The organism is Colwellia sp. MB3u-8, assembly GCF_014076985.1.
In the GTDB taxonomy this organism is placed as follows: domain Bacteria; phylum Pseudomonadota; class Gammaproteobacteria; order Enterobacterales; family Alteromonadaceae; genus Cognaticolwellia.
In genome coordinates, this window is record NZ_JACGVA010000042.1 from 1 (window position 1) to 16,115 (window position 16,115).

Genomic DNA, 16,115 nt, shown 5'->3' on the forward strand with positions numbered 1-16,115 from the left:
CTGGTTTAGTTACTGGTTTAGTTACTGGTTTAGTTACTGGCTTAGTTAATAGTGAGTCAATACAACAAAGCGAATCAAGTTGTTTCGCTTTGTTGTTAACTGACACTAGTGCAAACTAGAACTGATAACTGACATTAAAGTCAATAGTGCGCGCTAAGATGTAACGACCATTTGAAGATAAGGTGTCACGTGGATCTCCTTCGGTTAAACCTTCTTCATCAGTTAGGTTACTTACCGATAATTGCATTTGTACTGCATCAGAAAGATTTAGAATCATACCAAGGTCAATTTTCTCGTAGCCCTCTAATACTGCTGCTGGGGTATTTAATGCATCGCTAAAACGATCATCTACCACGCTAAGTGTGCCGTATAAGGTGGCATACATGCCATTACTAAAGTCGATATTATAACTAGGTGTTACCCGCACTTGATAGCTTGGTAATCTTGGCGATTCATTGCCAATAACCAGTGGATCGCTATGCTCAGTGACTTCTGTTTTTTGCAAAGTGGCATTTAGGTTTATTGAAAAACCACTGTTACTGTAGTAATTAAAATCGAGTTCTACGCCATAAGCTTCATTGGTAAAAACTTCTGCAGGATCACCTGGCGTTGCCACGAAAGTGTCACCTTTTACCTCGTTGAAAAAACCTGTAGCATAAAGCTCATAGCTATTGGTAGAAAGCTTATAACCTAATTCAAATTGACTAACATCTTTGATCAGATCTTCACCGGTTTGGTAGGCACCAAAGTTATCTCTAAAATCATCAAAGAAAGGCATTTTACTGCCTTCACTAGCGCGGACAAAAATGCCTTGTTTTTCAGCAAACATCCAGTTCGTACCTACTGTCCATGCCGTGCTTGTTTCATCGTATGAAACTGCTTTGGTAATTACACCGTCTAGGCCTTCGTCAACCGTGTACTCAATTTGATGGTTTTCACGACGCAGCCCACCATCAATCGTTATTGCATCTGATACTTCATAAGAAGCAGCAAGGTAAACCGCTGTTGTACGGCCCTCGCCAACACTATTAATATCGTAATTCCAGCCACAGCTATCCACATTGTCATTACAATCGATACCTGTAAGGTTTTCACCGCCGGGTGCTATGACATGATAGGAATGATTACCTAATGCCCACCAATCTTTGGCAGAAAAAGTAGAGTTATACAAACCGGCGGTTACGCTGCCCATGTCAAAGGTTTTGGTTAAGGCAAAATCATTGGTAAATGCTTCAATTTGTTTTTTAACTACCCAACGACCAATTTGTTGAACATCAGTATCACCTGAATATTCAGTACCTGAAGCACTACCAAATGCAGTACTGCCATTATCCGCCACTGTTGATAATTTAACAGGCGAGCCGTTTGGTACTAAACCATAGGTATCAGCATCGCCACTAGTGTAAATAAAACGATCAACTATTCCCCAGCCATTATCTAAAGTTAGGTCAATACTACCGCCAGACACTGAGCCATTCCAACCACGCCCTTGGCCAAAATCAACCGTTTCAGTAGTTTTATTACCTTCAGGACCATATTGAATACTTGCTTGACGATTTAATGAGCCTATTTGAGTAAACTCATTGTCGACCCCTTCAACATTTAAAGGTGTTGGTAAATACCAAACACCATGGTCATCAGTTTGACGAGTGTAGAAGTTGATTTTACCGTTATCTAAAACTTTGGTTAAGTTAAGCGTAAATTGATTGCCTTCTTCAGCATTAAAACCCGCATCGCGAACACCGGGTGAGCTTTTAATATAACCACCTACCATGAAGAACAAGTCATCAGCAAGACTGCCACTTACCACTGCGTCTACACGCTGTAAACCGTAGTCAGAAGTAGAGTATTTTACTAAGCCTTCGGTATATTCTGAGCCTTCTTTTAATAGAAAGTTAGTGGTAAGACCGGGTTGGCCATTACTGATCACTGGGTTGGTACCACCACGTAGTGCTTCCATAAACTCTACTGTTTCATCTAAGCGAAATAGGGTTGAATTTTCTAGGAAAGAAAGCGTTGGTGGCGGAAATATCGGCGCACCTTGCAGTTGAACCGTTAAGAAAGGCGCATCTCCACCACTAGGGAAACCACGCACGAAAACATTGGCACCAGCAACGCCACTTGAGCTTTCAGACCAAACACCAGGAATGGCTTTAAATAAATCGGCAGTGCTTTTTGGAGCTAATCTTTTAATATCTTCTTCAGAAAACGAGCTAATAGCAAAGCTGGCTTCTTCCTTAGCAACCGCTTTACCACTAAAAGTACCAGTAACGATAATTTTTTCAATTTTCTCATTGGCTACTTTACGGCTTGATTCTTCTGCAGCTAAAACATTATTTGCTTGGCAAAGTAAGGTTATTGCAATGGTGATAGCAGATAGTTTGAAATTCTTAGTCATGTTTTTTCCCCTGATCTGATAAGAGCATTCGCTTTATCAGTTAATAGTTTTGTTGAATATTTTTTTCCCCACAAGCAATATAAGTGTGAATGCAAACGTTTGCAAGTTGATTTTTGCAAACGTTTGCATTTTTCTGTGTTTTCAATTGCATTACTGGCTAATTGTGCAATAATTCCTGAGCATTATTAAGCAGAAAAAATTAAGCTGTAAAATTGAAAATTGTATCAACTTAGGAAGTAAAGACAATTGGCTAATGACAACAAATTAACCTTAGCAGGGTTGGCAAAGCTAGCCGGTGTTTCGACGTCAACAGTATCAAGGGCTTTGAAAGATAACCCATTGATAAAAAAAGCAACGCGAGAAAGCCTACAAGCTTTAGCTAAAGAGCACAATTTCAGTTTAAACCGAGCGGCAAGTCGTTTACGTACCCAAAAGACTAATGTTGTAGCCGTTATTTTAAATTTAACTGATGATACAGACCAAAGTATCAGCGACCCTTTTTTACTTAAAGTTGTTGGCGATTTGAACCAAGAGCTTAATCAACATGGCTATGAATTATTATTGTCAAATTCGCACATGGCTAATGATGATTGGGCTAACTATTTTATTAGCAGTAGTAGAGCCGATGGCATTATAGTTATTGGTCAGGGTAAAAGCACAACACAAGTGGAACAAGTGGCTAAGTCAGGTGCTCCGCTTGTGGTTTGGGGCGCTCCAACGGCACAATCCAGTTACGTTATTGTTGGCAGTAATAATGACTTGGGCGGCTACCTTGCGACACAGCATTTGATTGACGGGGGCTGTAAACGTATTCTTTTTCTCGGCGATCCTGAACATGCTGAAATGAGTGAACGTTATCAAGGCTATAAAAGAGCCTTAATAGAAGCTGATATAGACTCGTCAACCGAGTTAACTTTATCTTGTGACATTACCAGTAAAGTTGCCTATGAAAAAATTGGCGAGATAATTTTAGCTAAAGGGTTATTTTTTGATGGCATAGTTGCCACGAGTGATATGGTGGCTCTAGGTGCTTTAAAGGCTTTGAAAGAAAGATACATTAACATTCCTAATGATGTCAGTATTATTGGTTTTGATGATATTGCGATGGCCGAACTTTTTCATCCTGCCTTAACTACCATTAAACAGGACACTAAATTAGCGGCTAAAATAATGGTTGAGCAGCTATTAAGGCAATTTAATCGCCAAGCAGCCGAGTCTGTTGTCATCGACATTGAGCTTATTAAGCGAAAATCTACCCGCGATAGTTAAGCTACTAGTGGATATAGATTATAAAAAAACCACAATGCAAACGTTTGCATTGTGGTTTTTTTGTTATACACTAAGTAAAATTACCTTAAAGGATAAGTTAAAGTATGTCCCGACTAGTCACCATAAGTGCTATTGCAGCCGCCTATTTTGTTTTTGCCATTCTGCTAAATAGCGTTGGTACAGTGATCCTTCAATCCATTAATAGTTTTGGTGTTAGTATGCCGCAAGCTAGTACTTTAGAGGGCTTCAAAGACTTATCTATTGCTTTTGTTTCTTTTTTTATTGCCTCTCTCATTCCAAGAATTGGCTATAAAGTCACCTTGATGATGGGTTTGTCATTAGTGACACTGGCGTGTTTGATTACTCCGATACTGGGCAGTTTTTGGGTGATTAAGTTACTGTTTGCCTGCATTGGTGTTTCATTTGCGTTAGTCAAAGTATCGGTTTACTCGATTATTGGTCAACTATCATCATCGGTAAAAGCCCACTCGTCACTACTTAATACCATTGAAGGTATTTTTATGTTGGGTAGTTTGTCGGGCTATTGGTTATTTAGCTTTTATGTCGACCCTAATATCAAAACCTCTACTGATTGGTTAGACGTGTATTACCCTCTGGCGGCAATGATCGCGTTAACCTTAGTCTTAGTCGCTTTTTCTTCCATTGAGAAAGCTGAAATAAGCAGTGAAAATAAAAACATGATCAGTGGTTTTATGCACATGATTAAAATGAGCTTTCAGCCCTTAGTCTTGGTGTTTGTTCTGTCTATCTTCCTTTACGTATTAATTGAGCAGGGTATTGGCACTTGGTTACCCACCTTTAACAGTGAGGTCCTAGGGTTGCCCAGTAATGTTAGCGTACAAATGACCAGTATTTTTGCGGCTGCGCTTGCCATTGGTCGATTATTGGCCGGACAAGTATTACGAGTAATTCATTGGTATGTATTACTCAACATCTGCTTAGTAGTGATGGGACTAACCATTATCGTGCTATTACCATTAACCGAACTTTCTTCAACACAAAATGTGACTAGCATTTTTGATGCGCCTTTAGTTGCTTATCTTTTACCCCTGATTGGTTTGATGATGGCCCCTATTTATCCAGTACTTAATTCAGTGATGTTAAGCAGTATAGAGCGTTCGCAACATGCGGCTATGACAGGGTTAATTGTTATTTTTTCTGCTCTTGGGGGAACAACAGGTTCAATTATTACCGGCTTTTCTTTTCAAGCTTTTGGCGGTCAAACCGCTTTTTATCTGTCACTTATTCCTATGGGACTAATTTTTATTAGTCTGTATTTTTTCAAAACGGCAACGCAGAAAACGCTCGATTTAAAGCCGGTATAGAGACTCGAATGAAACACACCAATAATATAACGTCAAAAGTTCAAACAAGCTTAGCATTCTTTGAAAGTGAGCTATTTAATCAAGTACAAATGAGTGGCATTTTTCCTGATAGTAAAACCTTTGCTGACGCCATAGCCAGATTTCCGATTGAAGATATATTGAAAAAATATAATTCAGCGCCAATTAATAACGAAAAAATCATTGAATTTATTGCAGAAAATTTTATTATTCCTAAGCTAAATGAAATACTTATTGAAACACCAAGTCTTGATATTAATAAGCAAATTGACGCTTTATGGCAAGCTTTACGCATGCCAGCAGATCAGCAACTCAATAGCTCTTTATTAGCCCTTAATAAACCTTATATAGTGCCAGGAGGGCGTTTTAGAGAAATATACTACTGGGACAGTTATTTTACTGCTTTGGGCTTGGTTGAGTCGAATCAAGTTGCGCTAGTTGAATCTATGTTAGAAAATTTTGTCGACTTACAATCACGTTACGGCTTAATTCCTAATGGCAATAGAAGCTATTATATCTCGCGTTCTCAACCACCTATTCTAGGCTTATTAGTTGAATTGCTTTTACCTTATCAAGACGATAAAGGCGCATTTTTAAAAAAATATATTACGCCTATTGAAGTGGAATACCAATTTTGGATGCAGGGAAGTGCCAGTTTATCTCAGGGGCAATATGAGCATAGGCGTGTTGTAAAAATGCCTGATGGTAGCTTTTTAAATCGTTATTGGGACGACAACGAAACACCACGGTCAGAGTCATATAAAGAAGATATAGAATTGCTACATCAGTCAAGGCCCGACAACCCTGGTGAGTTTTATCGTAATATTCGTGCGGCTTGTGAGTCGGGTTGGGATTTTAGCTCTCGTTGGTTAGCTGATGCGCAGTCATTGGCTTCTATTCGTACCACCAAAATTATTCCAGTAGACTTAAATTGCTTGTTGTATAAACAAGAAAGCCTACTGGCTGATTATTATTTAGCGACTGGCGATAAAGCGGCGAGTGCAAGTTACCAGAATTATGCCCTAAGCAGAAAAAATGCTATTAATCGTTATATGTGGTCAACGAAGCAGGGTTATTTTATGGATTACGATATCGGTCAGCAAAACCAGAGTGCGGTGTATTCCTTAGCTGGCGTGTTACCTTTATTTGTACAATTAGCCAGTTCAAGCCAAGCAGAGCAGATAGCTGATGTTATTGAAGATAAGTTTTTGCAAAAAGGAGGCTTAACGACTACAGCTATTAACAGCGGCCAACAATGGGACGCCCCTAACGGTTGGGCACCTTTACACTGGTTTGTGGTGCAAGGTTTACTTAACTATCAGCAAGCGTCTTTAGCGCAAACAATTAAAAGTCGTTGGCTTAATACTGTTGAGGTTTATTTTAACAAAACGGGCAAGCTGATGGAAAAATACAATGTCTGCCAGCAAAGTGATAAAGCTGAAGGAGGCGAGTACGATGTGCAAGAAGGCTTTGGTTGGACAAACGGAGTTTATAAAGCCTTTGTGCAAAAATAGTTATCCGCAGCAAGGTTAATAAATTTCATCAAGTTCCAATGTAAACATCTAAGATTTTTTAGGGGATATTACGCGTTAAAAATAATATTTGTCTAATCTAGCTACCTTCGAAGATAGTCGCCATGACCTCAGGAGAGTTCAAACGCTATTGCAACAAAAGTAGCTATTAACATTAAAGTCCTAATTTAAATTATTAGCGACAAAAGTTGCTGTTAATAACCCAAGTCAAAGGTTAATAATACGCTTGTAAATGTTTACGTTCAGCTTAAACTTTTAACTCGCTTTATACCCTAGAGCGAGTTAGTGACCTGGTCAAACTTTTAACTCTGAACTCTGAACTCTGAAAATTGTAATATTAACTATCTTACACCGCCTGCTTGAAGTGGTTAATAAGATAGCCGAGACAGTTCAAGACGAATATTTTACTACTCACCAATACCTACCTAGCAATCAACCTACCCAGCAATTAACCTATTAAGCAACCAATGGCGACAAAAAATATCTACTGTTAACGCTCAGACTGAGTAATCATGCACAAAAGAGATTAAATTTGCAGCGCAAAGACCTTTAGTTTCAAATCAAGTACAATAGCGCGTAATCAGTAATTAGCAATCAGCAATCCATAAGCGTTGCCGTATCCAATCTAGGCTACTCAATTAAACTCTTTTATGACAACAGGTGAAAACACGTGAGTGATTTTTCAAGTTCAACCAATGCCTTCGCATCAACTTTACAACAAAGTGGTGATTTTCTCTCAATAACTCGCGCTAATGAATGGTCATTACCTGGTGGTATTTTTAGTTTTGATGTTACCCATCAAGCTTCTCAAACCTCAAGTAAAGTCACGGTATTAGATACCGGCTTAATTACCTTCGAACCGATTGATCGTGCTAGCAGCCAAGATATTGTTTTATCGAGTGCTGTCCATGGTAATGAAACCGCGCCTATTGAAATTTGCAGCGATATTATTGGCCAATTGATCCGAGGTGAATTGAAGTTAGCAGAGCGGGTATTATTTATTTTTGGTAATCCGGCCTCAATGAATATTGCTGAACGCTTTATTGAAGAAAACCTGAATCGTTTATTTTCTGGCGGCCATTCACAAGACCAAGGCCAAGGTGCGGGTTTAATTAACAAAGAGCGTCATCGCGCTTTGTTATTAGAAAATACAGTGAGAGACTTCTTTGCTGCAGGCAGTAAATTAGACTCAGCAGATGGCGTAGAACGTAGTCGTTGTCATTACGATTTACATACCGCTATTCGTGGCTCAAAGTGTGATAAATTTGCGGTTTACCCTTTTTTGCATGGCGCACCGCGTAAAAAAAGTCAGCTACAGTTTCTTCATGCCTGCGGTGTTAGTACTATTTTGTTGTCGCATTCTCCAACCACAACCTTTAGCTATTTTTCGTCACATGAATTTGGCGCCGATGCTTTTACGGTTGAGCTAGGTAAAGTGCGTCCATTTGGTGAAAATGATATGAGCCAGTTTGTTCAAGTTAGCGACACTTTGACCAAGCTAGTCTCAGGTCAGCAGCTTGATTTAGTGCCATATAAGGCCAGCGACTTTAACCTTTATGAAATCTCACAAGTCATTGATCGCCAGCATGAAAATTTTTCGTTAACTTTTGCTGATGATGTTGAAAACTTTACTGATTTTCCTAAAGGTCATGTATTAGCGATTGATGGTGAAAATGAAGTTAAAACTCAGCAAGACGGCGAAGCAATTATTTTCCCTAATGCTAATGTCGCTATTGGTCAACGTGCCATGCTAACCGTTACCCCAACAACACTTGCCTAAATGGATTTAGGTACTTAGGTTATGTCTGGAACAAATAACCTGTGCCTAAATGGATTTAGGTACTTAGATTAGATCTGAAACTAAAAGTCTGCACCTATATGGACTTAGGTATTTAGGTACTGATATTTATTTTTACTCCAAAGTATTTCTTATCAATGGGTTAGAGTGATGTGGCTGGATTGTAGCGAGTTTAACTGTAAAGAATTATGCTCGCTGTAAGGGGAATAGAACAGCTAACTTTGATCACTAGACTTGTGTTTCAGTTTACGTAAAGGTAAAGTGATCGAGATTACTACAACCAAAAATTCATTATAACGACATCAATCTTCACCTTGCGTTGAAAGCTTCTATACTTTCATTGATTAAAGCAAGGGTGGAATAGGCAATGTCACCTTATATCCAAGATTAATAAAAAAAGAGAAGGCTATGAACACTGACGTATATAGCGAAAGCCCGGTTGTACATCAACCCGCTTTTATTGATGGTCATTCAGTTGAAATTCCAATCCTTAAAATATTGAAACAAGATGGTAGCATTTATCAAGATGCTGCCATGCCAAACATAGATCAAGCATTGGCGACTAAAACCTATAAAACGCTCGCTTTTCATCGTGTATTAGATGAACGTATGGTGGCAGCACAGCGCCAAGGTCGCATCAGTTTTTATATGACGGCACTCGGTGAAGAAGCTGCTAGTGTTGGTGGTGCTGCTGGCCTGAAAGATCAAGATATGATCATGGCGCAGTATCGTGAGCAGGGAGCATTAATGTTTCGAGGTTTTAGCCTTGAAAACTTTATGAACCAAATGTTCAGCAATGAAAAAGATTTAGGTAAAGGTCGTCAAATGCCAATTCATTACGGTAGTCGTGAATTGAACTATATGACGATTTCATCACCGCTTGGTACACAAATTCCACAAGCTGCCGGTTATGCCTATGGTCAAAAACTGCAAGGTTTAGATGCGGTGACCATTTGTTATTTCGGTGAAGGCGCAGCGTCTGAAGGTGACTTTCATGCCGGGTTAAACATGGCTGCTGTACATCAAGCACCGGTTATTTTCTTCTGTCGTAATAATGGCTACGCTATTTCAACGCCATCAGAAGAACAATATGTCGGTAATGGTATTGCTTCACGTGGTGTGGGTTACGGTATGAAAACCATACGTATTGACGGCAATGATATTTTAGCTGTGATTGCTGCCGTACAATTGGCGCGTGAATATGGTATAAAAGAAGGCAAGCCGGTATTAATTGAAGCTATGTCTTACCGTTTAGGTGCGCATTCAACGTCTGATGATCCTTCAGGTTATAGAACACGTGAAGAAGAAGCCAAATGGCAAGCACATGATCCTATTCTTCGGATGAAGAACTGGATGCTTGCCCAAGGTTGGTGGGACGAAGCACAAGAAACTGCCTTGTTTGAAAAGCTAAGAGATGAAGTTTTAGCCGCCGTTAAAGTGGCTGAAAAAATTGACAAGCCGCCAGTAGAAGATCTCATTACTGATGTTTATGACCAAGTACCACCTTTGTTACAAAGTCAATTTGATGATCTTAAAGAACATATCAAAAAACACCCTAAAGCTTACCCGTTTACGTCAGGGAGAATTAAGTAATGGCGCAAATCAATTTATTACAAGCGATTAATGACGCGCTTAATATCGTGATGGCAGAAAACGATCGTGCGGTTTGTTTTGGTGAAGATGTGGGTCACTTTGGTGGCGTATTCCGTGCCACCAGTGGTTTACAAGAAAAATACGGTAAAAGCCGTTGCTTTAATACCCCCTTGGTTGAGCAAGGTGTTATTGGTTTTGCTAATGGCCTAGCCGCGCAAGGTAGTACCGCTATTGCTGAAATTCAGTTTGCTGACTATATTTTTCCAGCCTTTGACCAAATTGTTAATGAATCAGCTAAATTTCGTTACCGTAGTGGTAATGAATTTGATGTGGGTAAATTGACTATTCGTACGCCATACGGCGGCGGTATTGCCGGTGGTTTATATCATAGCCAATCACCTGAAGCTTATTTTGCTCATACACCTGGTTTAAAAGTTGTTGTGCCTCGTAACCCTTATCAAGCAAAAGGTTTGTTACTGGCGTCAATTCGTGACGATAACCCGGTAATATTCTTTGAACCTAAACGTTTGTATCGTGCATCAGTTGGTGAAGTGCCAGAAGAAGACTACGAACTACCCTTAGGTAAAGCTGACGTTGTGCAAAAAGGCAGTGATATCACCTTACTGGCTTGGGGCGCTCAAGTTGAGATCGTTGAGAAAGCAGCCGCATTGGCAGCAAGCGACGGTATTTCATGTGAAGTTATTGATTTACGTACCATTTTGCCTTGGGATATTGAAACAGTAGCAAACTCAGTGACTAAAACAGGCCGTTTTGTTGTCAGTCAGGAAGCACCTTTAACGGCTGGTTTTGCGAGTGAAATTGCCGCGACGATTCAACAGGAATGTTTCTTGCACTTAGAAGCGCCAATTGCTCGAGTTTGTGGCATGGATACACCTTATCCATTAGCACTTGAAAAAGAATACGCTGCAGATCATTTAAAGATCTTTGAAGCAATTAAAACCACTATGACTTACTAGGATTTATTAGCATGAGCATTGATTTTATACTGCCAGATATTGGCGAAGGTATCGTTGAATGTGAACTGGTTGAATGGCTAGTAGCTGAAGGCGATGTGATTGCAGAAGATCAGCCCGTTGCTGATGTGATGACCGACAAAGCCTTGGTTCAAATTCCAGCGATGCATTCTGGCGTAGTAGACAAACTTTACTACGCACAAGGTGAGATAGCGAAAGTTCATCAACCCTTATTTTCGATGACACCAGAAGGTGGCGCTGAAACGCAAAGCGTTGTTGCACCAGCAATAGTTGAAACAACAATTGCTGAAACACCTGTAGCTCCAGCGCCTATTGCTGCTAGTGGCACTCAAGTAGAAGACTTTATTTTACCTGATATTGGTGAAGGTATTGTTGAATGTGAACTGGTTGAATGGTTAGTAGCTGAAGGTGATTTGATTGAAGAAGATCAACCGATAGCTGACGTTATGACCGATAAAGCCTTGGTACAAATTCCAGCTATGCATAAAGGTAAAGTGGTTAAGCTTTATTATGCCAAAGGTGAAATTGCCAAAGTTCATGCGCCCTTATTTGCAGTTGAAATTGCCGCATCTGGGCCAGCGACTGCTGCTGTAGTTGAAGCACCAAAAGCTGCTGCCACTAATGTACCTGCTAAGACTGAGGTTGTTGAAACTCAGGCGGTTGTTGCAAAAGTAGTGAATGAAAAAGCTGTCGCGAGTCCTGCCGTGCGCCGTGTTGCGCGTGAGTTAAATGTTAACATTCATCAAGTACCTGGCAGTGGTAAAAAAGGTCGGGTTTATAAAGAAGATGTTTTATCTTTTAACAAAGTACCAGCACCCGCAGTGGCGACTGAACCTAGCGTTGCTGTCGTTAGCAATGTTACCAGTAGTGTTGTTGGTGGCACACGCGTTGAACCTATTCGCGGTATAAAAGCTGTGATGGCAAAAGCCATGGTGAGATCAGTATCGACTATTCCTCACTTTACTTACTGTGAAGAGATCGACATGACCAATTTGATTAAGTTGCGTGGTGAACTGAAAGAAGTTTATGCCAAGCAAGATATCAAATTAACCATGATGCCATTCTTTATGAAAGCTATGTCGTTAGCGTTGAAACAATTTCCGTTAGTGAATACGCAAGTGAATGAAGATTGCACCGAGTTAACTTATTTTGACGATCATAATATTGGTATGGCCGTTGACTCGAAAGTAGGCTTGTTAGTACCTAATGTTAAACAAGTACAAACAAAATCTATTTTAGACTTAGCTGCGGATATTACCCGTTTAACCAATGATGCGCGCTCAGGTCGAGTGCCAGCAGCTGATTTGAAAGGTGGCACGATCACTATTTCAAACATTGGCGCTATTGGTGGCACGGTGGCAACGCCTATTATCAATAAGCCTGAATCTGCCATTGTTGCGTTAGGTAAGTTACAAAAATTACCCCGTTTTAATGACAAAGGTGAAGTGGAAGCTCGCTCAATTATGCAAGTGAGTTGGTCTGGCGATCATCGTACTATTGACGGTGGCACCATTGCTCGTTTCTGTAATTTATGGAAGTCATTCCTTGAAGAGCCAAGCAATATGCTAGTGCATATGTCATAAGTCTTGTGAAATTATCTTGATTAAAAAAACCTGCATTACGCAGGTTTTTTTGATTAACAATTAGGATGCAAAAATAATAAATCTAAATAACTCATTTTTTTTGAATTACTTTAGTCACAAGAACTTAGCTAAAAGATATCAATTAGCCTTAAATTCAATGATAATTTATCTAGATCCAGATGTTTACAGTTAAGGAAGTCTAGTGGCGGAAAAGAAACTCCAGCATTTTTATATCGCTGAAGAACAGTCGATTTACTTATTAAATCATGAAGATGCAACCAAGTTAAAGCAATGGGTTGAGCTTTGTCAGCAGCAGTTAACTTTGTTGGGTTATCAAAATATCGCCCTCATTGGTAAAGGTGCTTATGGTTTTGTCTTTGGCGGTGAAGACGAACATGGGCAATCACAAGTCTTTAAGTTTTCCCGTATTAATCTGCCACAACATGTTCAAGATCGCTTAGCTGAAGAAGCCGATATTCAGCGAGAATTATCTCATGAACGTATTCCTAAAATTATGGGTTATTACAAAATAAAGCGCCAATCAATTGTCCATATGCAGCGTGCTCCGGGCATAGATCTTGAGAAGTTGTCCTATCAAAAAGGGCCTTTATCGAGTGAGTTAGTTGTTAAAATTGCTTTGCAACTTGCCGATATTCTTATTTATTTGCGCGATTCTAGTCAACACGAGAAGGGTAGACCTTATGTTCATGGTGATATAAAACCCTCAAACGTGGTGTTTGACCCTGAAACTGAGAAAGTCTACCTAGTCGATTGGGGCTCTTCAGTACCCGCCCAACTTGATGTTAATGGCCAATCTACTGTTAATAATGTTATGGATTTAATGAGCAGCGATTTACAAAATAGTAATGCCCGCTTAGGAGATGTTTACTTTATTGGTGATGAGCAAATTAACGGTGAAATGTCGTCGCCCCGTTTTGACGAACAAGGGCTAGCGGCAACCTTATATGCCATAGCTTCAGGGCAGTCTTGTCGCTATGGTAGTGCGGTGATCACGCCTTCATCTTTGGGCTTACCGAAATTACTAGCACAAATATTATCGGGTATGTTTAGTAAAGACAGAAGTGAGCGAAATAAAGCGGGGGACTATTTTTTTAAACATCTAGCCCTGTTAAAAAATACCGTGATGGCTGATCCGCCTTTGCCGGTTGAAATTAAGCCTTTAGTGCCAGTTTGGTGTAAAAGTTATCACAAGAATATGGATACTGTGGTTTATGGTTCGCGTAAATCTTTCCTGCGAGAATCTGTAGAGGTAGACGAATTAAATGATATAGACGACGTGCAATTAGAAAAATACTTTAAGAATTTTCTTATGGGCATGGGCGATACTGAGAAGGCTTTTGTTGCTGCGGTTAGCCGTCTAGCTAATTTTCCTGTCGTGGGTGGCTTAGCGGTGCGTTGGGAAAAAAATGGCGTCTATATTGACTCAAATTTATCGTTATTTGACCCTAAACTGAAAACATCGTTTCAAAGTGCGGTGAATAATATGGTGCGCTTGGCTCAAGGGATATTCAGAATCGGGGTTTTTAAAAGTTGTTTATTCAATGCCAGAAATACTTTGCATGTTGAGCGTGAAAATGAAGAGCAACCCTTTCAAGCCTTAGCCAATCAAGTTATCCATTTTGATGTCAGTGATATTGCCGATATTGACGATATAACACGACTGCACTCTTACTTTGAAGATGGTGTCGACCCAGATGAATATTTATATTTACCCGACGAAGTTATGGTGGTGCTAGCGCGTTTAAATCAGATCCATCACACAGGTTGTATTATTTTTGAAGTTTTGCCACGACACCTTAAAATTCACAGTTATTTAATGTTGCTAAATCATGATAAAGAAGCAGAATTTACGCAATGCTTGACAGAAATATTACAGTTGCTACCAACGATTACCGGTATTGGTATTTCTGGTTTTATGAAGCTGCCTTACAAAGACACACGATTTTTTGAACACATAAATGGCTTACCGGATAAGTTTTATCCGAGAAATCCCAAGCAAACACCACAAGCTTAACTCAGTCTGACAATATAATAGCCACAAAGGCTTGATTCAAATAATACTAAACGGACTAAATTAGTCCGTTTAGTATTAAGCTCATTCAATGAGTTTAATATGTTCAGTGGTTGGCCTAGCTACGCATGCTGAAAATTCATCCGCTAAACATTCAGATGCTTTTAACACCCTTTGCCAATATTTTAGCCGTGTTGCAGGCGCTAGATTAATAAAGTCTTTACGGTCAGGTATTTTTGCAAAAGGTAATTGAGCAATGAAGGCTGCAGAAGGCACTAACATTACAGTGTTTTTGTAATACTCGGTATTGACCTTACGGGCTAAATTTTTATCAAACCAACCGGCTTTTGGCGTTGGTGAAAAGTGGGGATACAGGGTAAGGCCAGATGCTGGTTTGATATCAAGATCAAAGTGGTAATCAATAATACCACCGTCGCGATACATGCCTTTTGGCGAATCGGCAATGTTTTTTACACCAGCCATAACAATAGGTATAGAGCCAGAGGCAAGCAAGCTAGTGGTTAAGTTTTTGTGACTCAAGGCTTGATATTGGGTATTAAAATTAAAAGAGTCATTAATCGTTAACTGGCTTGTCGGATGATGGTAAACAAAGCGTTGATATTGTTTGGCCAGTAAACCGCGATTGACTTGATTAAATACCATGCTCGATATTAACCCCAACATTAACGGTGTTTTTTTCTCAAAAGCAGTTAAACCACGGCATTTTGCGACAATAAAGTGTGCTTTGAAAATTGGATTATTAATAATTTCATCACTGCCGTTTGCACCTAAGACTTCGTCAAGTAGGGCGATTGCTTTGGCGGTAATTTCTTTATTTTTGGCTTTTTCCGAATAGGTGGTTTGTGAATAGAGTGTCGCTAAGCGCGTAATCGCCGCAACGGGATCTTGCTGGCTAAGGGCGGCAAAGCGAAATGCCCCTGCTGACGAACCGACTAAATTTAATTCAGTGCGACGATCTTTAAAATATTCACCAAAAAGGTATTTGTCTAAGCCAAATAAGCTAAACCATTTTGGCCCACCACTGGCGCCCAGCATAGTGGTAAAAAGTTCTTGTTTAAAACCGTGTTCTTGTATTGTTTTTAAGGCATTAGAGCCTGCATAAATATCTAACATCTTATTTCTTCAATTTAATTTTCGGGTGTCTGGTTATTAACCCTTAATTATTAGGGTTATAGTCATCAGGTAGAGTGCAATAGTACTCTGTCTGAGCCTATAGATGAAGCGGTTTAAATTCCACAACAAGCGTGTATTAATGAATGAAAAAATGTTCGAAATGCATCAAAGCTATGCTCCTCAGATGAAACCTATTTTAAAAAAGCTCAACTGTGATGTGAAAAGTATAGAAGCATTAGATGAAGGATATTTTGTCATTAATTTCAAAAAACATAATAGTTCTGAGGTGAATGATGGTAATTTAAACGTTGTGGGGAAAGGCTTTTTTAAACAACCTCAATTTGGTTTTACTGTGCCCATGTTCTTAATGCTGAAAATAAAATTGGTCTAGCAAAAGAAGCCCTCACCTATGACATA

At 39.6% G+C, this 16,115-nt stretch carries 11 protein-coding genes; 9 read left to right on the top strand and 2 right to left on the bottom strand.

Annotation, left to right across the window (positions count from 1 at the left end; translation table 11 throughout):
- Positions 1 to 115: 115 nt before the first annotated feature.
- Complete coding sequence (locus tag H4J54_RS04485; RefSeq protein ID WP_182189751.1) at positions 116 to 2,398, bottom strand: TonB-dependent receptor; 2,283 nt, start codon at positions 2,396 to 2,398, stop codon at positions 116 to 118.
- A gap of 246 nt (positions 2,399 to 2,644) precedes the next feature.
- On the opposite strand from H4J54_RS04485, the gene H4J54_RS04490 reads away from it, so the two are divergent.
- The 8 genes from H4J54_RS04490 (at position 2,645) to H4J54_RS04525 (ending at position 14,567) form a co-directional block, all read left to right on the top strand.
- Complete coding sequence (locus H4J54_RS04490; protein ID WP_182189752.1) at positions 2,645 to 3,667, top strand: LacI family DNA-binding transcriptional regulator; 1,023 nt, start codon at positions 2,645 to 2,647, stop codon at positions 3,665 to 3,667.
- Positions 3,668 to 3,771: 104 nt separating this feature from the next.
- Complete coding sequence (locus tag H4J54_RS04495) at positions 3,772 to 5,013, top strand: sugar MFS transporter (protein WP_182189753.1); 1,242 nt, start codon at positions 3,772 to 3,774, stop codon at positions 5,011 to 5,013.
- 8 nt (positions 5,014 to 5,021) lie between these two features.
- The gene (gene treF, locus H4J54_RS04500) at positions 5,022 to 6,545 is read left to right on the top strand and encodes an alpha,alpha-trehalase TreF (RefSeq protein ID WP_182189754.1); all 1,524 of its coding nucleotides are present in this window, start codon (positions 5,022 to 5,024) and stop codon (positions 6,543 to 6,545) included.
- Positions 6,546 to 7,233: 688 nt separating this feature from the next.
- A complete protein-coding gene (gene astE, locus H4J54_RS04505; RefSeq protein WP_182189755.1) occupies positions 7,234 to 8,343 on the top strand; it encodes a succinylglutamate desuccinylase in 1,110 nt (369 codons plus the stop codon).
- A gap of 426 nt (positions 8,344 to 8,769) precedes the next feature.
- On the top strand, positions 8,770 to 9,954 hold the full coding sequence (locus H4J54_RS04510; protein WP_182189756.1) for a thiamine pyrophosphate-dependent dehydrogenase E1 component subunit alpha: 1,185 nt from the start codon (positions 8,770 to 8,772) through the stop codon (positions 9,952 to 9,954).
- Positions 9,954 to 10,931, top strand: coding sequence for an alpha-ketoacid dehydrogenase subunit beta (locus H4J54_RS04515; RefSeq protein ID WP_182189757.1), 978 nt, complete (start codon positions 9,954 to 9,956; stop codon positions 10,929 to 10,931). The genes H4J54_RS04510 and H4J54_RS04515 overlap by 1 nt, the downstream gene beginning before the upstream one ends.
- 11 nt (positions 10,932 to 10,942) lie before the next feature.
- Positions 10,943 to 12,532 (top strand): dihydrolipoyllysine-residue acetyltransferase, encoded by a 1,590-nt coding sequence (locus H4J54_RS04520; RefSeq protein ID WP_182189758.1) that lies wholly within the window; start codon positions 10,943 to 10,945, stop codon positions 12,530 to 12,532.
- A gap of 202 nt (positions 12,533 to 12,734) precedes the next feature.
- Positions 12,735 to 14,567 (top strand): protein kinase domain-containing protein, encoded by a 1,833-nt coding sequence (locus tag H4J54_RS04525; protein ID WP_182189759.1) that lies wholly within the window; start codon positions 12,735 to 12,737, stop codon positions 14,565 to 14,567.
- 81 nt (positions 14,568 to 14,648) lie between these two features.
- Here H4J54_RS04525 and H4J54_RS04530 read toward each other — a convergent pair whose 3' ends face one another.
- Positions 14,649 to 15,698 (bottom strand): patatin-like phospholipase family protein, encoded by a 1,050-nt coding sequence (locus tag H4J54_RS04530; RefSeq protein ID WP_182189760.1) that lies wholly within the window; start codon positions 15,696 to 15,698, stop codon positions 14,649 to 14,651.
- A gap of 139 nt (positions 15,699 to 15,837) precedes the next feature.
- Here H4J54_RS04530 and H4J54_RS04535 point away from each other — a divergent pair, with 139 nt between their 5' ends.
- Complete coding sequence (locus H4J54_RS04535) at positions 15,838 to 16,089, top strand: hypothetical protein (protein WP_182189761.1); 252 nt, start codon at positions 15,838 to 15,840, stop codon at positions 16,087 to 16,089.
- Positions 16,090 to 16,115: the final 26 nt, after the last annotated feature.